Origin of the sequence: Staphylococcus sp. NWU MK-U1, from assembly GCF_033283505.1 — a bacterium.
Taxonomy (GTDB): Bacteria; Bacillota; Bacilli; order Staphylococcales; family Staphylococcaceae; genus Staphylococcus; species Staphylococcus haemolyticus.
Map to the genome: position 1 here is coordinate 77,791 of NZ_JAVSMG010000005.1, position 18,078 is coordinate 95,868.

Consider the following 18,078-nt stretch of genomic DNA (forward strand, 5'->3'; position numbering starts at 1 on the left):
TGCCCTCTCTAGTTAATATCCATTTCTATCATTATATCGAACAAAGCGGGAGTGGTACAGAATACAATATGAATTCTTCGGCCCACCCCGCAATGTTGACTAGATTTAAAAAGTCTATTATAAGTGCCTTATTAACTTAGATAATAATCATAAATTCGCTATAACGCTAAAATTTTATTATTTTCATCCCAATCTAGCTTTAATTAACCTATCTTAATAATTTTATCAGCCAATACTTCAGCCTCAAAATTAGAATGTGTGACAAAGATGATTGGTATTTTCCATTCTTTAAAAATACGTTTAATTAACTTTATTCCTTCACCTCTCGTTGCATCATCTAGACTTGAAAATGGCTCATCTAATAAAATCAAGTCTGGCTTTGTACTTAGTGTTCGAGCTAAAGCAACACGTTGAGATTCTCCGCCAGAAAGTGTCGATGGATATTGCTCTTTTAGATGATGAATATTTAGTCGATCCATTAAATCATCTATATGGACAGATGGTTTAGACATAAAAGTTATATTTTTGTAAACTGTCATATTAGGAAACAATTGGTAATCTTGGAACAAATAGCCAATTTTGCGATTTTGTATTTTCATATTAACTTTATGCTCAGTATCAGTAATCAGTCTGTCATTGATTTTGATATAGGCTTTATCTGGGGTTCTTAAGCCTGCTATCATATTTAGCACTGTGGTTTTACCTATTCCAGAAGGCCCTCGTATTGCGTAAATTTTAGGGACTGTATCGTTAATGTTAATATCAATAAATGTCTTTTTTAATTGATATTGAATCTTTAACTCTAACATCTACTCTACCTCCCTATATTTATCTTTATTCGCAAAATTCAATACACCAATTACCGTAATTGAAAATGCAACTAACACAAGCACCCATAACCAAGCTTGATTCTCTCTACCTTGTTCAACTAAGAAATAAATTTCAAGTGGTAACGTGTTAGTTTTATTGGGTATATAGCCTGCAACCATTAATGTTGCACCGAATTCACCTATTGCACGTGCAAAACTCATCATTATACCCGCTATAATTGAACGTTTAGATAGAGGTAAAATTAGACGATAGAATATTTTATTCTCACTTGCCCCCATGGTGCGAGCAGTATTTAGCATTTTCGGGTTAATACTTCTAAATCCTTGAATAGTGTGTTGATACATTAACGGAAAACTAACAATGACAGATGCAATTACTGCACCTGTCATTGTGAATACTACTGGAAGATGTAGTATGTTTTCAAAAAATTGTCCTACAACACTTCTAGGAGAAAATATTATAAGTAAAATAAACCCTAGCACCGTGGGAGGTAGAACAATGGGTAATAATATAAAACTTTCAAGGAGTTTAGTAAGATGCCCTTTTCCTTTATAAAGTAACCGGCAAACAAAGATACCTAGTACTGATACAATAATGGTACTTATGACAGCCACTTGAATCGAAATCCAAAAAGGTGTAATGTCAGGCATACTTATTACCTCCTAAATTTCAAAATGATATTCTTTCAAGATATCTTTTGCTTTTTTAGATTTTAAGAAGTCCATCCACTCTTTTGCAAGTTTCTTATCTGAAGTAGCACCTGCTTCGTAAGTGATTGGTTTTTTAAGTTCCGCTTCTTTAATTTCGTTTACTTTATCTGTTTTCTTTTTATCAGTATATAAATCAGTTTCATAAACAAAGCCCATTTCAGCGTTGCCTTTTTCAACATAATTTAATACTTGTTTAACATCTTTAGCGTAAACTAAATTATCTTTAACTTCACCGTATAAACCTTGATCCTCTAAGTATTGTTTCGCATATTTACCTGCTGGAACTGTTTTAACTTCACCAATCGCTAATTTTTCATTATCTTTTAAATCTTTAACTGATGATTTATCGCTATTTTTATCTCCGACTAAGACAAGTTTATTATGAGCGTATTTATATGTATCGTGTGCTTTGTCTTTGTCTTTTAACATATCAACATCTTTAGTATTTGCAGACATGAATACGTCAGCTGGAGCACCTTTTTCAATCTGTTGTCTTAATGCGCCTGAACCACCATAGTTAAAGCTTACATCAACATTTTTATGATCTTTTTTAAATTCTTTTTCTAATGCTTTACTAACATCACCTAAGCTCGCGGCAGCCGAAATTTGTAATTCTTGCTTTTTGTCATTATCTTTTTTATTTGAATCAGATGATTTATTGCCACTATCATTGCTACCAGAATTTGAACATCCTGCTAAAATAATAACTAATGTGACAATTACTGCCATGAAATGTTTAATATTCATTTCATAAACCCCTCCTTTTATACATTATATTATACGCTAGTCTTAATCTTTTGAAAGATATAAATTATAAAAATTCACCTAATCTCCATATTATTAAATGTATTTAATATACTATTAATTATTTATATGCAATTTAAATCTTTTCAAATTGTGACTAAAAGTTTTAATATAGAATTACATATCCCTAAAGGAGAAATATAAATGAACAAAGATGTGTTACAGGGGCAATCTATTATCCGCTATGAAGATGGACAATTAATAAATACAACAGATAGTTATGTTACAGAATTTCCATTGACAATCAATGTAAACGGTACGGAATTCGCAACGGTTATTTGTAGCCCTACACATATGGAAGAACTTGTAGTTGGATTTTTAGCCTCAGAAGGAGCTATTTATAAAAAAGAAGAAATAAAATCCTTACAAATAGATGATAGCAAAGGCTTTGCGCATGTAGAGTTAACTAAAGATTTAGGCAATCGCTTTGAATACTCTACTAAACGCATGATTGCATCTTGTTGCGGAAAAAGTAGAGAATTTTACTTTCACAATGATGCGGCAATAGCTAAAACCTCAATGTCAAAAATAACCTTAACTCCTAAACAAGTACTCAATATGATGACTGGATTACAAACTGCAAGTACATTATTTAAACAAACTGGTGGGTTGCACAATGCCGCCATTAGCGATGGTGATGAATTTTTCGAACATAGACAAGATATTGGTCGCCATAATGCACTTGATAAGCTATATGGGTTTTGTCTTGAAAGACGTATTCCTGTAAGAAATAAGGTGCTTATATTTAGTGGACGTATTTCATCTGAAATATTATTAAAGGCAGCTAAAATAGGTGTAGGCGTTATATTATCTAAATCCGCACCTACGACTTTAGCTATTACATTAGCCAACGATTTAAATATTACTGCTATTGGCTTTATTAGAGATGGAAGTTTTAATGTTTATAGTCACCCTGAACGTATTAAAGCCACAGAGTAGTTGGAATAATTAGTTTAAACTACTCTGTGGTTTATTTAATTAACTTCTTCTTTAACTATGTGGTAAACAAAACTTTGATACGTATAACCTTGTTTTAAATACATATCTTTTGCTGTGTCTTCTCCATCAGCTACAAGTATAACTGGTCGTTCATTTGCTAAGTCACCTATGTATGCTTGTATTGTTGATCCAATACCTTGTCTTTGAAATTGCTCAATTACACCAAAACTATCAATTTCAATAGTTTCGTCAGTAATAATAACATCAACAGTCCCTACTGGTTCATTATCAACATAAGCAACTAATCGTTTTTTATCGTCTTTTTTTTGTAGGATGGTTTGTCTTGCATTATTGACACTTTCAATAGCAAATGGTTTACCATAGGGCAAGGCAAATGAATAATAGATATTCAAATAATCTTCTATATTGCTTTCATCAACTTCTTTAATGTCTACATCATTTCTACTAGTTAGCTGTGTTAATTCAGTTCCTTCTATAATATAGAATTCAAGTATGCCTAATTGAAAACCTCTATCTTTAATTGCATTTATCCACTCTTGGCTTAATCTTTCATTCTCTGGAAAAGTAAACGCTAAGTGATTTGAATGCTGTTTTTGATGCAGTTCACATTGAGAGGTCATATCCTTGAACCACTGATCTAATGTGGGCATTTCTTTATAAAACCACTTATTCGTATCATACTTAAGCGGTTCTGAAGGTGTTAAATAAATAATTTTCTGCTTATCTTCATGATATAAATGCCCATCTTGAGCAATATTATGTATTGATATATTTGACATTGCTATATTCACCCACCTTGTTAGCTTGATAAATTTATTGTATCAAACTTTTAAAGCGTGAATGATTTAGAAGTGTTACGCCAATTAAACTTGCAATAATGGCTTTAATAATATCTCCAGGTATAAATGTAAATGACAATAAGAATGCTTTACTTGCATGGATATCTATAATGAAGCCCATAATAATCGTTCCCACGATATCTAAGAATAATACACCAATAACTAAAGTAGCGACTAACAATATCGCGAAGTTAATTTTATTAAAGTATCGGTCTCTCACTAATCCTATACCAAATGCAACTACTGGATATAAGAATAAGAATCCGGCTGATGGTCCCGCAAATACTCCGATTCCTCCACGTCCACCAGATAGAACTGGTAAACCTGCAGCAGCTAATAATAAAAAGACGATGACACTCAGTGTCCCATATTTTTTTCCTAGAATAATACCTGCTAAAAATATGCCTATATTTTGTAAAACAATAGGTACTGGCATAATTGGAAGCGGGATTCCTGGTACCAATCCTAAAACACAAATAATTGCTGTCATTAAAGCTGTGTAAACTAAATTTCGTGTATTCATGTTGTATCCTCCTTCTACGAGAATGATTATACCACTAATGTAAACTTTATAAAATAAAAAGTTTACATTTAAGAAGGAGAATCTACTTTTTTAGCTAAATCAGTAATATAATTAAAGAAGTCATCATGCTTAACATCGGTGACAACTTTGATAGGACGCCCACTTTCTTTAATAAATGTACGGCCTTGACTAGGACCTTTAAATTCTACATCTACATTCAATGATTTATATTGAACTAAATCAGGTTTCCCTATATAAGCAGTGGTTAAAACACCCCATAAGAAGTATGTAGAATTTGTAATAAAATGTGTCAAAGGTGGTACTGCAGCATAGCTAACACCTAAAAAATCTACACCTGGATATTGACGTTCATCAGCCCACATTTGTCGAATGTCTAAGGTTAACGGAACTTGATTGGTGCTTTCTAAAGCTACCATATCTATCGCTATCTCACTATCAAATACTGTCTTAACCGCCTCCGGATCCCAAAACGCGTTCCACTCAGCTGTTCCATCATGTTCAGGCTCTTCTACGTTACCTTTTTCGAGAAACGTTCCACCCATCCAAACTAATTTTTCAATATTATTTTGAATGCTAGGTTCAATTTTAAGCGCTTTAGCCAAATCTGTTAGTGGTCCAGTAAATAGTAAAGTTACAGGTTCACTTGATTGACTTAACACTCTGATAATGTCCTCATACGCTTCTACATCACTGATGGTAGACTGTTCATTGGTAGTTGATTCATTTAATATGGGTAACGCATCCATAAAGAATGCATGCATTCTCCATTCTTTTGGAAAAGGATTAGCCCCACGTTCATAGGACGGCGCAACCTGTAAAGAATTATTAGAAAATCGATTTATAATTTTACATGAAGCGCTGACTGAAGGTTCTAAATAACAATCTGCTCCTATAGTACTAACACCTACTAATTCGATATCATCCATTTGTAATAATAAAAACAAAGATATTAAATCATCTACTCCACCATCGTGATTAAAATATACTTTACGCAAAATGTTTCCTCCTTACATACATTTGTAAATTTAAAAAAGCTACGACTACATTATATGTAATCATAGCTTAAATAACATAATTAATTGATTATCGTTTTTATATTTTATTTACTAGCTTTAAGTAACTTGTCTTTTAAATCTTTTCTCATAAAGTCAAGCGTATAAGGGTCATTATACCAGTATGTTTCAGCTTTAACTTCAATAACGTTATTATTTTTCACTGCAGGTAAATTTTTCCATATATTAGTTGTTTCATAACTTGGTTTAGATTTACCTTCACCAGTTGATACGATATAATCGCCAGCTACGTCTTCAATTTTTTCTTGGCTTACTTCAGCCCAGCCTTCTTTTTTAACTAAATCTTGTTGGCCTTTAGGCATTTTTAAATCAAAGGCTTGATATAATACTTCGCCACCACGACCCCAGTTATCGCCATATGTGTAAACTTTTTTATCAAATTCATCTAAGATAGAAACTGTTGAATCTTTACCAATTGCATCTTTGATTTCTTTTCCATCTTTTTCAGTTTGTTTCTTCCATTTGTCTTCCCATTTTTTAACTTCGTCTTCTTTACCCATAATTTTACCTAGCATTTCTTGTTGTTCTAAATATTTATGTTTTCCATAATCAACTACAATTGTTGGGGCAATTTTTTGATATTTTTTAATGTTTTTATCAGTAGAGTAAACAATAATTAAATCAGGTTTTTTCTTAGCAACTTTCTCAACGTCAGCTTCACCAATTTTAGTCGTGTCTTTAAATTTATCTTTTAAAATTGGACTTTGATCAACTTGATTATTTACTGCAACAATATTTGCGCCTAATTTATGTAAACCACCCGCAAATGTAGGTGCTACTACCGCAATACGTTTAGGATCTTTAGGGATTTTTATAGTTTTCCCACTATCTAATTTATATGATTTTGTTTCTTCTTTTGAATCGGATTTACCTGAACCACCATTATTACCACATGCAGCTAAAACGATGATTAGAACAAGTAAAGGTAAAATTAACTTTTTCATAACATCCTCCTGTTGAAAACGATTATCAATTTCATCAAAAATTATATACTACTACTTCATTATTTACAATAAAAATTTTAATAATTTGTGAAATAAAAATTTTAATAATTTTTGAAATAAAAAAGAGGCTGGGACAAAATAAAATGTCTCAGCCTACTTTATCATTTTGTCAGTAGCTGACTGATTTGAAAATGCGCTTGAATCAAGCTTTTTTCAAACCTAGTCATCCTTGACGGGGTAGGACAACGAAATAAATTTTGAGAAATTATTATTTCTGTCCTACTCCCTAAAATCTATAGTTATTATTCTCTTAAAATAAATTACATAAAGATTTCGCTATATTAGTGTATGCTGCATCTTCCATTGGTGGATTGTGTAATCCAGCTCTCATATCTCGATAATAGCGTTGTAACGGACGATCCATTTCCAGACTTTTTGCACCAACAATTCTCATCGCTAAGTCAACAACTTCTAACCCTTGATTCATCACTAGCACTTTACTAGCAGATGTTTCATTCCATAAGTGCGGTTGATTTTCTGAACAATTATATCCTTTTGCGGTACTCCATAAAAAGTGACGCGCTGATAAAAGTAAAGACTCCATTTTCCCAATATTTTGTTGTACAGTTGGTAAATGACTAATAGTTCCTTCTATACTATTCGGACCATAACTTGTCGCAAAGTCTATAGCATAATTTCTTGCCGCCTGTGCAATTCCTAAATATGTGCTTGGAATATGTAATATCCAGCCATTCGGTTGTGGCTTTCTTTTTGACTCTACGAAAAAGTCTTTAGGTATCCATACATCATTCAATACTAAATCGTGACTTTCTGTAGCTCTCATACCTACCATATTCCAATTATCTGCAATTTCTACACCATCAAATTCTCTTGGTACTAAGAAGAAACCTACTTCCTGTAAATCATCTACATATGCAGCTACAATATAATGGGTCAATGCTTTACTCATTGATGTGAACGTTTTAACACCATTTAATAAGTAACCGTCATCTTGTTTTACTGCGTGTGTTGCAGGTCTGCCTCCGCGAGTTGGGCTTCCTGTATCCGCTTCACTTACCGCTCGATTAACAAGAGCTCCATTTTCGATATCTTTTGCAAAGCGATTAAGCATATCCTGATTCCACATCGTTTGTTCATATATTTGTCCTATAACACTTAAATGCCAACCAATAGATAATGCTGTTGCTCCGTCAATAGCACCTAAATATGTTTGCAAAACAACCATATCTTCAATAGTGGCACCTTCTCCACCATATTTTACCGGTAGCGTTAGTAAGCTATAACCTTCTTTAACTAGCCATTCAATATTCTCATAAGGGAACCTAGACTGTTTATCATTCTCTGTTGCTCTTGCTTTAAACGTCTCTTCTATTGATTGAAATTTTTTTATCCATTTCTTTTGAATATCTGTATTAATCAGAACTGAATCGATCAATTATATCACCTGTTCATTGTCATTATTATTTAAACCTAGTTTATCACTCGACATTACAAATTGGAAGTTAACCACTTAAGGGATTATAAACACAAAAAGACTTAAGTCAATGAGATTGAATCTCTCAAAGCTTAAGTCTTTTATGAATAAACGTTGATTACTTAATGTACTTCTCTAATTCAGCAATCAGTTTATTAATTTTGTCTCGTTGTTCATCTGTTACATAAAGAATAACTATTCTTTCATCTTGTATGCTACGTTTTTTTGAAAGTAACTGTAAATCTTTTAACTTCTGTAATGCTTTAGTTAAGTAATAAGGTTTAAACTCTGAATACGTTGCAATTTCCTTTGAAGTTATTTCATTCGTTTTACTTCTCGCAATATAATTTAAAATATAAACCTCTTCATAATTTAAATTATATTTCTTTTTAGTATCTTTGAAGAACTTTTTAACTTGAAATGTTGCGTTAACTAAATCATTGATGTCTTTAATTTGTCCCATATTCTAAACCACTCCTCTGATGTACGTCTTGTTGCTACAAGGTTCATGTCTACTATTTATTACTTACCAAACATTTCTTATGCTATAAAATTTATTTTATAACATTTATGTATAATATTTCAATATTTTTATGAAATTAAAATGATATTAATTATCAATAACAAGTTACATCAATTAAATTATATATAATCAATTAGTCACAATAGGTATTCATTTGGAGATAAAAAAGAGGACTGGGACAGAATTCTTTTTAAATTCGTCGTCCCACCCCTACTAGAATGACCCGAACTGAGAAAAGCATCATTTAAGCGTCTTCTCAGGTCAGTCAGCTACTGCGAATCTGCAAAGTAGCATCATTATATTATTTACGTTCCAGACTCACATGTTTTTTTAGCCTCGGCTAATTGTAATAATAATATAACTATAACAAGCGTTGCTTCCTTTAGAATCATAGTAGCGTATTTTAGATATTATTCAACTTTTTGATTATTTAATTTTAGACTCCACATAATCAACGAATGCTTTAACGTCTTTTGTTTTGATTTGTTTCATTGGTACTTTCCCAATATTAAAAGTAAACACAATATCTGTGCCATCAAAATGTATTTCTTCTATTTCATTATATGGGATATTTCTATAATAGAATTGACCATTCATATCTACATTCATAATTAGTCTTTCAGAAGTAGCAATAAATGCTCCTTCAAATTCACTTTGGCCTTGAACATTATACTCAATGACGCCTAATACTGAAGGGCCTTTTGACTCTGTTGGAAACAAATCGTTGGGATTCACATTATCTAGAATCATGAATTCATTCTCCTTACTTATTATGATATTTTACTGTACTTCATTTCCTCTTGGAACTTATTGTAACATCTAATAAATAATTGATTTGTTTCATATGCTCGTGATTCAATAAATTTTACATTTACAATACGTTCATCTATTGAATTACGATACTTTTCTAAATACCCTTTTTGATAAAGATCATTAATAACCACGTTCATACATATTAAATATCGATATGACATTGCCTGAATTTCTTTTAATGAAATAACTTGTCGACTTGATAGTAACTTACCTAATAAAAACAATTCATCCAAACTCAAATTAGACTCCTTTGCTATGTTTCGAACTTTGTAAAGTGCGTCAAAAATGGTTAAAACATGCCCTAATTGATTATAGTGGGCTGTTGTTTCTATTGAATAATCAAAATTCTTCCCTTTTACCATTTCACTAACTTCCATAAACATAATGTTCAGTTTCTCTTGACAGCTATTGGATGGGAGAAATAATATACGTCTTTGGTCATTATCATCACTCAATTTAGTGATCCATCCTAAATGATATAAATGCTCTAAATGATGTCGTAATTGTCTTTTTGAAATGGTTTGATAAGTGATTAACTCATCTATATAAACGCCCTGTTGATGAACATGAAAATATTTAATGATTTCATACAATGTTTTTAATTGCTCAAATTTTAGTTGGTAACTATATTTTAGCACCTCACCTACCGCTTTCATAAAAACAAGATAAAATAGTAATGTTTCTAGCTTATTTTTATCCATCATATCTATCACCTCAAAACACTATTTCAGGATTGGGCGGTTAAGAGTTGCCATGCTAATTTGATAACAAATTGTCTAATCATAGTCCATATTTTAAAACTGCATTTGAAACTATTAAATATATAACTCTATATTTACCCAATCTATTAAAGATAGACATTGACTTGAATTCTTAAATAAACAACATTATCTTTATAATTTATCAATTGAAAGGTCGTGTTTACTTGTACTCAATCATCATGTTTGACTTATATTTATTATTATTCGGCTAAACTGTAATTATCTTTTGCTTCAGCAATTAATAATTGTGTTTCTTCATCTAATGGTATTTCTGATTGATTAAATGATTGATATTGATGTGATTGATTCTTAGTTTTGATTTGACCAGGTGTGGTGCCGTATTTTTTATTAAATAAAGCAATGAAATGTGGAAAATGATTGAATCCATGCTTATATGCAATATCTTGTATTAAATGATTACTTTTTAAAATGTCTATCAAACATAATTTTAATCTAACATCATTAATATATTGTGTAATATTATGATAAGGTGTGTGATACTTGATGACTTTACTAAGTTCCTTGGCTGACATATTGAGTGCATTAGCCATATCTTGGCGACTTATCTTATTACTGTGATGTTTAATAATATACTCATGTACTTTGTCAACTAAGGCATTATCTAGTTTGTAACGAATGCGTTGATTTCTCTGCAAGTATCCTAATTCTACACATAAGTGTTTTACCAGCTTATCTTTTATTTGTAATTTATCTGACTTACTACTTTCAAAATCAAGTAAATTTAAAATAAAGGGTTCTAATTGTTTTCTTTCAATAGAAGGAAATTTATATCCATTAGACTTAATATAATCATCAGCATATTTCAAATAATCTTTGAATGCTATTTCAATACTAGCGATAATTGCTCCATCCTCATTCTCAATCGAGTAAATATCATTTAACATTACAAATAATAAATCTCTCTCTTTCATTTGAAATTTCTTTAAATTTAAAATTACTCTCCCTGACCCCTTTAGCCAATAGATTAATTTAATATTTGATTCCTTTTGACTACTTATCTTTATATTTTTTAAAAGCTTTACCGAAAAGTTATCAATCATACGAACGTCCTTTCACTTTATAATATATAAAGATATGACATAAACAGAAATAATAAATTATCCCCCATAATGCTAATAACTATTGCTGCATTAATAACGATTTTCTAATTAAACGCTTTTTTTGAATGCCTATCTTCATATATAATTGTATGTTTTATTTCGGTATTAGCAGCAGCAAACTTTTAACCAATTATATCATTTTATTATCTTATATAAATGTTTTTGTATATTTTTTATAATGTTTGTATGAATAATCCCCAATAAGAGCTTCTTTTATAGCATTTCAGAGTAATAATACAATTTAATTAATAGATCTTTTGTATACATATAATTTTAAAACAATACAAAAATAATGAATTCTATTAATTTTATATCAAATTTATTTTTGCTGTTACTTTACAAAAATGTTACAAGAAAATGAGTATCTTTTTCATATATTTTTTTAAACGTTGTTATGACAACGTTTTTTAATATTACAAAAAATTACTTATTGTATTTAACTCAACACTATTTATTAGCAAAAAATTACAAAATGATAACAACGCACACAAAATGATTTTTTTCTGATAAAGTATGTCTTGTCGTTAAGAAACTTATTAAAAACTGGACTCAAGGGTCATCAAATGACTATTAAATATAAAATATTAATTTAATTCTCAGGAGGAAATTTTACAATGAAAAAAATCGCTACAGCTACAATCGCTACTGCAGGAGTTGCAACAATCGCTATCGCTGGACATGGTCATGAGGCACATGCAGCAGAACAAGGATATAACCCAAATGATCCAACTTCATACAGCTACTCTTACACTATCGACCAACAAGGTAACTATCATTACACTTGGAAAGGTAATTGGAGCCCAAATCAAGTAAATCACTCTAGTCAATCTAATTATTCATACAACAACTATTCATATAATTACAATAACTATAATAACTACAACAACTACAGCAATAACACTCAATCATATAGTGCAAATACTCAACAAACTGGTGGTTTAGGTGCTAGTTACTCAACTTCAGATCGTAACATTAAAGTAACTACAACTACTGCTCCATCATCACAATCAACTGGCGTTTCAATTTCAAGAACTTCAAGTTCAGGTAGTAACTTATATACTGCTGGTCAATGTACATATTATGTATTTGATAGAGTTGGCGGTAAAATCGGTTCAACTTGGGGAAATGCTAATAACTGGGCAAGCGCTGCAGCTGCTTCAGGTTACACAGTAAACAATTCACCATCAGCTGGTGCTATTTTACAAACTTCACAAGGTGCATATGGTCACGTAGCATACGTTGAAAGTGTTGGTAGTGACGGTTCAGTTACAGTATCAGAAATGAACTATGGTCACGGTGCTGGTGTTGTTACTTCACGTACTATTTCAGCTAGCCAAGCTGCTTCATATAACTACATTCACTAATTCTATTAGTAAGTTTAAAAGCGATCCAAAAAGGATCGCTTTTTTGCGTTTACTTTTATACTCAAAGATATAAACATTAAACAACATGCACCTATACTAGTTTGAAAATCTTATTATGATATATAAATAGCATCCTGCCATATAATTAAAAACAAAAAAGATTGGAAAGTAATAATCAATACTTTCCAATCTTAATCTATTTCGAACAAATTCATTCTTTCTTGATTTGTTATATCTATTACTACATAATTGTTGATAATAAATTCGTTTGTCCATCGTTCATGAATCCAATTCTCGCTCCAAAAATTGAACCCACTACTGTTAAATATTTTGAGGATATTTTACAGTTAAAACTTTATAGCATCAGATATCATCGCTACAAAAATATCTATGTAATGTTTTAACATACTTAAATATATCCTTTTCACAAATGATTAAACATATTTTTACGAATTTTTTACATTACTTTTGTCGTCTAATTTACGAATACCAATTCCAGTAAAGCCGTAAATAATTGCTAATACTGCACACAAGTAGCATGGAAGTGTCCAAATAAAGAATTGATCTACTGATACTCCCAGTTGTTGCGTGTAGTATATGCCTGAAGTTCCCCATGGTATTAACGGTAACACCATCGTACTTGAATCTTCTAAAGTTCTTGATAAATTTGATTTATCTAAATTCCTACTAACAAACATGTCTTTCATTAAGACACCCACCATAATAATTACTATAGATGCTACACCAGCTGCAAATACTAACATTAAACAGCAAATGACTGTTATTAAAATAAGTGTTCCAACTGAATGTATACCTTTAGAAACCGTTTTTAACATGACATCTAAACATCCCGATACTTCAACAATACCTGCAAATGCATACCCACAAAATATTGTCACTAGTATCTCTGTCATACTCATCATTCCACCTTGTTCTAATAGCGATGTTGCATTGGTAGAAAGATTGGATTGTCCAGTCATCGCAGGTGTAAATCCGTTAAACATAGCTTTAAAACCATCAACTATATTAAAATGATTATTTAATGTTCCAATAATAACGGCACTTAAACTTGATGCTAACATAGATGGTACAGTAGATACGTTACAAACTAAACATATGATTATGACTAGTAATGGCACCCACACCCAAATATTTATATTATAGATACCATCAAGTTCATTCAGTAACTTATTAATTTGTTTCGTATTCACTGACCCTTTTGAAGTTAACCCTGCAAAGAACCAAACTATTAGTCCAATAATTGAAGCAGGTATCGTTGTCCACATCATTGATCTGATATGAGAAAAGATATTTACCTTAGTTACTAAAGCAGCTAAGTTAGTTGTATCTGATAATGGTGACATTTTATCACCAAAGACTGCACCTGCAATAATAGCACCTGCTGCCATACCCATATCGATATTCAACTGATGCGCAATTGATATCAACGCAATACCAGCTGTTGAAGCTGATCCCCAGGCTGTCCCTGTTGCTAAACTACAAATAGCCGATATTAAAAAGGCAGAAACTAAAAAGTAATGTGGATTTAAAAACTTTAGACCGTAGTATATTAAAGCTGGAACAGTTCCAGAATACATCCAACTCCCAACTATTATACCTACAGCTAGTATAATAAATATTGCAGGCATAGCTGTCGTTAATCTTCGAGTGATTCCCTCTTCTAAATCTTTCCATTTTAAGCCTACTCGCCAAGCTATCAAAGCTGCATATGCAGATGATATGAGTAACAGTACCTGAATGGGAATATTAAATTTTATAAAGCCTATTGTCACGACAATAACCATAACGATAATTGTAGATATGGCTTCCAAAAATGATGGCTGTCTTTTCATACACATTCCTCTTTTCCTTTTAGTTAATTACCTCTTTTCATAGTTAGATGTGCATTTAGTCATGAATAGAATGTTTATTAAAGATTCATTTATAGTATTCTAAATTTGTTAATTATTCTAAACCAAGTTTTTCTAAACCAAGTTCTTCTACTTTTAGACCTTCATCGAAAAAGTCACGTTCTAAAATGGTTGATGCAATCATAATAACAGCATCAATATTAGGCGTTTCAACATCAATTGCACGCCCTAAACTTGACCATAGTACTAATCCATATGCAATATCTTCAGTTAAATAACGATTTTGTACTGAATTAGGCCCTGGTATTTGAGAAAACACAGGACTTGTATTAAATAAACGATTTAATGGTTCATCTTCGTCTTTACGTTCTAAATAGCCTCTTTGAATACGTGCTTCTTTGGCTGTTAAAAGTTCAAATCCTAATTTACGCCCTAGTGTTAAACGTTCCAACTCAATTGCATGTAATAATCTTACTGTGTGCTTCGTAATACCTTCTTTATAAAGGGCGAATGAATCAGCATAATCAATTCTTCCTACATTTAATAACGTTGGACCAGGATGAACCTCTGGGTTTCCGTTTTCTAAATTTGTCTTCCATAGATTTTCTTCTTTAACAAGATACGGATATATTTGACTTACTTTTTCAAAGCTGTCACTAAGTTCCTTCTTATTATATGTAGAAAAGAATACTTTACGTACATTCAATGATAAGTCTACGCGTGCATTTTCAAAGTCAACGCGCGTACCGTAAGTAAGTGTATTAGCTTCAGCAAACTTCGGCTCTACCTCAATATGTTTATCTTCAAGTACGTTAATAAATCGAATTGACGCCATGGCAGCTGCAATATTGAAGAAAATAAGTTGATCACTTGTTACATGCTCAGCCATAATTTCTGCATAGTATTCAATATATGATGATGGAATGATAACTTGAATTATCTCAGCATCTTTTAATACATATTCAATGTCATCACTTATTTCTGTAAATGGTACAAATGATTCTGCACCTTCATTATTAAAATCAAATCCACCCTTTTCTAATGCGTTATTAAATTTTTTAATGGATGAATTTCGACAATATAATTTCACATCATGTCCTTGATTTACCATATCTACTGCCGCTGTAACTGCACCGTTACCTGATCCTACTACCGCTATTTTCATAGTTATAACTTCCTTTCTTAATCAAATCAGCATCTCTGCTTTTCATTTAAAAATAAAGGGAGCAGGTTAGAAATCTAATAAATGTAAATAGATTTCTTTATATCCTCAAATACAACCATTTATTAAAATGATTATATTTAAGTCCCGCTCCCGGGCAAAGTTGGCTAGAATAAAAATATATCTTAAATCAACATTATTTCTATTCAGTCAGCTAATCCCAAATCCTAATAATGAGTTTTACTAATATCATTAGTAATCAATTTTTATACAACGCTAAACTATATCCTATTTTTCAAAAATTAAACACAACTCAATTATTTATATTTATTTTAAAATTAACTAATCTTTTTTAAGTAACTTTGTTATATTAATTATGAAACATAACTTTTTAATTGAGAGGAGTATTATTATGTCGGATTATTATGATCAATCACAAGACTCTACCGTAAAGAGAGATAATGAAGATGATGCCCGATTAATGTCTATGTTAATTTTCCTATTGGGGTTCTTCACTTCTGTAATAGGTCCAATTATTATTTGGGCTATCAAGCGCAATGAATCACGATTAGTTGATAAAGCTGGAAAGAATTACTTCAACATGCTTATTTCTTATTTAATTTGGAACTTTGTTATTGGTATATGTATGGTACCTGTATTTTTCATATATGTAGTTAATAATGAAGCAGCGATCATTATCGCTACAATATTATTATTTGTTCTTTCATTACTATTAATTGTACTTACTATCCTATATGTAGTTTTTCATATCGTTGCTTGCGTTAAATATTTTGGTGGAAAAGAGTATGTAGTGCCTTTATCAATTCGTTTCTTCAAATAAGTTGTACAGCATCTAATATTACAAAGGATTGTAACAATAATCATTTGTTAACACTAACTAAATATTAGGTTAATGTAGTATACATGCATAATTCAAGCTATATTACAGTACGTAACCTTGAGCTACTCTTTATTACGGAGTTGTTCAAGGTTTTTGTATTTCATTTACGAAACCGTAACATTGCACACAGTGCTAATAGAATCTGATAAAGTATGACTTGTCGTTGGGAGCGGCAAAAAAATACAAATTCAAAGTCTATTCAACATATCGCTATTTTTAACCTATTGTTGAATACAAATTTTGGGAGGACTTTTTACTATGAAAAAAATTATTACAATTTCAACTTTAACAGCAGGCATTGGTGTATCAGCATTAGGATTAAATGCTAACCATGCAGATGCTGCAGAATATAATCACAATCCAGCACCACAACACAATCAATTCGGACAACAAGGTCCACATGGTCAAAATATGCAATTTAGTCATCAACAAGGACAAGGTTATCAACAACCTCAATTTAAACAACAATCTTTCAACTATAATCAAAGTACTATAACTTCAACAACATCAGATGGAAGTTCGTCATCTAGTAGTTCTTCTACAACTACTTCTTCTTCAACTCAAACTACATCTTCTACATCAGGTAATTTATACACAGCCGGTCAATGTACTTGGTATGTATATGACAGAGTTGGTGGTAAAATCGGTAGTACTTGGGGAAATGCTAATAACTGGGCGAGTGCAGCATCAGCAGCTGGGTACACTGTAAATAATACTCCAGAAAAAGGTTCAATTCTTCAAACATCTGAAGGTTCTTATGGACATGTTGCGTATGTAGAAAGTGTTGGTAGCGATGGTTCAGTAACTGTTTCTGAAATGAATTATTCTGGTGGACCATATGTGAAAGATACACGTACAATTTCAGCTAGCCAAGCTAGTTCTTATAACTACATCCATTTATCATAATTTTAAATAAAGCTTAAATGATGCTAATCAGAAATATAGAATAACATTATACTATAGAGCTGTATTGTAAATTCACAGTAGCTAAATGAATTGAGAAGTCGCTTTAAATCAAGCATTTCTCAATTCTAATCATTCATGTAGGACTGAGGCTGGGACAAAATAAAATGTCTCAGCCTTTTTTATCATTTTGTCAGTAGCTGACTGATTTGAAAATGTGCTTGAATCAAGCTTTTTTCAGACCTAGTCATCCTTGAGGGCGTAGGCGGGGCCCCAACAAAGAGAATTTCTCAAAGAAATTCTACAAGCTAAGCAAGTTGGGGTTCGGGGCCCCAACAAAGAGAATTTCTCAAAGAAATTCTACAAGCTAAGCAAGTTGGGGTTCGGGGCCCCAGCAAAGAGAATTTCATTAAGAAATTCTACAAGCAATGCAAGCTGGGGTTCGGGGCCCCAGCAAAG

Annotated in this window: 18 protein-coding genes; 4 read left to right on the forward strand and 14 right to left on the reverse strand. The window is 31.6% G+C overall.

Annotated elements, in window-relative coordinates:
* Positions 1 to 203 precede the first annotated feature (203 nt).
* From SBL16_RS08505 to modA, 3 genes are read right to left on the reverse strand one after another with little or no spacing between them, the layout of a single operon-like run.
* On the reverse strand, positions 204 to 809 hold the full coding sequence (locus SBL16_RS08505) for an ATP-binding cassette domain-containing protein (protein ID WP_107611833.1): 606 nt from the start codon (positions 807 to 809) through the stop codon (positions 204 to 206).
* A complete protein-coding gene (modB, locus tag SBL16_RS08510) occupies positions 810 to 1,481 on the reverse strand; it encodes a molybdate ABC transporter permease subunit (RefSeq protein WP_011275097.1) in 672 nt (223 codons plus the stop codon).
* Between the two features lie 12 nt (positions 1,482 to 1,493).
* Positions 1,494 to 2,288, reverse strand: a complete 795-nt coding sequence (gene modA, locus SBL16_RS08515) for a molybdate ABC transporter substrate-binding protein (protein ID WP_037535964.1) — start codon at positions 2,286 to 2,288, stop codon at positions 1,494 to 1,496.
* Between the two features lie 201 nt (positions 2,289 to 2,489).
* Between modA and fdhD the strand changes: the two genes are divergently transcribed.
* Complete coding sequence (fdhD, locus tag SBL16_RS08520; RefSeq protein ID WP_107611834.1) at positions 2,490 to 3,284, forward strand: formate dehydrogenase accessory sulfurtransferase FdhD; 795 nt, start codon at positions 2,490 to 2,492, stop codon at positions 3,282 to 3,284.
* Positions 3,285 to 3,319: 35 nt separating this feature from the next.
* Here fdhD and SBL16_RS08525 read toward each other — a convergent pair whose 3' ends face one another.
* The 9 genes from SBL16_RS08525 to SBL16_RS08565 form a co-directional block, all read right to left on the reverse strand.
* Entirely contained in the window at positions 3,320 to 4,084 is a 765-nt protein-coding gene (locus SBL16_RS08525) for a GNAT family N-acetyltransferase (protein WP_107611835.1), read from the reverse strand.
* Between the two features lie 34 nt (positions 4,085 to 4,118).
* The gene (locus SBL16_RS08530; RefSeq protein ID WP_053016643.1) at positions 4,119 to 4,667 is read right to left on the reverse strand and encodes a biotin transporter BioY; all 549 of its coding nucleotides are present in this window, start codon (positions 4,665 to 4,667) and stop codon (positions 4,119 to 4,121) included.
* A gap of 68 nt (positions 4,668 to 4,735) precedes the next feature.
* Positions 4,736 to 5,686, reverse strand: coding sequence for a nucleoside hydrolase (locus SBL16_RS08535; protein ID WP_182477442.1), 951 nt, complete (start codon positions 5,684 to 5,686; stop codon positions 4,736 to 4,738).
* A gap of 101 nt (positions 5,687 to 5,787) precedes the next feature.
* Complete coding sequence (locus SBL16_RS08540; protein ID WP_037535953.1) at positions 5,788 to 6,705, reverse strand: ABC transporter substrate-binding protein; 918 nt, start codon at positions 6,703 to 6,705, stop codon at positions 5,788 to 5,790.
* A gap of 310 nt (positions 6,706 to 7,015) precedes the next feature.
* On the reverse strand, positions 7,016 to 8,158 hold the full coding sequence (locus SBL16_RS08545) for an acyl-CoA dehydrogenase family protein (protein ID WP_182477443.1): 1,143 nt from the start codon (positions 8,156 to 8,158) through the stop codon (positions 7,016 to 7,018).
* Between the two features lie 160 nt (positions 8,159 to 8,318).
* On the reverse strand, positions 8,319 to 8,663 hold the full coding sequence (locus SBL16_RS08550; RefSeq protein WP_107612704.1) for a transcriptional regulator, SarA/Rot family: 345 nt from the start codon (positions 8,661 to 8,663) through the stop codon (positions 8,319 to 8,321).
* 486 nt (positions 8,664 to 9,149) lie between these two features.
* A complete protein-coding gene (locus SBL16_RS08555; protein WP_011275088.1) occupies positions 9,150 to 9,473 on the reverse strand; it encodes a PH domain-containing protein in 324 nt (107 codons plus the stop codon).
* Positions 9,474 to 9,493: 20 nt separating this feature from the next.
* On the reverse strand, positions 9,494 to 10,237 hold the full coding sequence (locus SBL16_RS08560; protein WP_107612706.1) for a transcriptional regulator, SarA/Rot family: 744 nt from the start codon (positions 10,235 to 10,237) through the stop codon (positions 9,494 to 9,496).
* A 260-nt stretch (positions 10,238 to 10,497) separates the two neighbouring features.
* Positions 10,498 to 11,229: a helix-turn-helix transcriptional regulator gene (locus SBL16_RS08565; RefSeq protein ID WP_233664078.1), complete on the reverse strand. Its 732-nt coding sequence runs from the start codon at positions 11,227 to 11,229 to the stop codon at positions 10,498 to 10,500.
* 803 nt (positions 11,230 to 12,032) lie between these two features.
* On the opposite strand from SBL16_RS08565, the gene SBL16_RS08570 reads away from it, so the two are divergent.
* Positions 12,033 to 12,782, forward strand: coding sequence for a CHAP domain-containing protein (locus tag SBL16_RS08570; protein ID WP_011275085.1), 750 nt, complete (start codon positions 12,033 to 12,035; stop codon positions 12,780 to 12,782).
* A gap of 446 nt (positions 12,783 to 13,228) precedes the next feature.
* On the opposite strand, the gene nhaC is transcribed toward SBL16_RS08570, so the two are convergent.
* Entirely contained in the window at positions 13,229 to 14,635 is a 1,407-nt protein-coding gene (gene nhaC, locus SBL16_RS08575) for a Na+/H+ antiporter NhaC (RefSeq protein ID WP_107612715.1), read from the reverse strand.
* 112 nt (positions 14,636 to 14,747) lie between these two features.
* On the reverse strand, positions 14,748 to 15,818 hold the full coding sequence (locus tag SBL16_RS08580) for an NAD/NADP-dependent octopine/nopaline dehydrogenase family protein (RefSeq protein ID WP_011275081.1): 1,071 nt from the start codon (positions 15,816 to 15,818) through the stop codon (positions 14,748 to 14,750).
* A 409-nt stretch (positions 15,819 to 16,227) separates the two neighbouring features.
* Here SBL16_RS08580 and SBL16_RS08585 point away from each other — a divergent pair, with 409 nt between their 5' ends.
* Both SBL16_RS08585 and SBL16_RS08590 read left to right on the forward strand, forming a co-directional pair.
* On the forward strand, positions 16,228 to 16,656 hold the full coding sequence (locus SBL16_RS08585; RefSeq protein WP_107612186.1) for a DUF4870 domain-containing protein: 429 nt from the start codon (positions 16,228 to 16,230) through the stop codon (positions 16,654 to 16,656).
* A gap of 318 nt (positions 16,657 to 16,974) precedes the next feature.
* On the forward strand, positions 16,975 to 17,622 hold the full coding sequence (locus tag SBL16_RS08590; protein WP_107612187.1) for a CHAP domain-containing protein: 648 nt from the start codon (positions 16,975 to 16,977) through the stop codon (positions 17,620 to 17,622).
* Positions 17,623 to 18,078 lie beyond the last annotated feature (456 nt).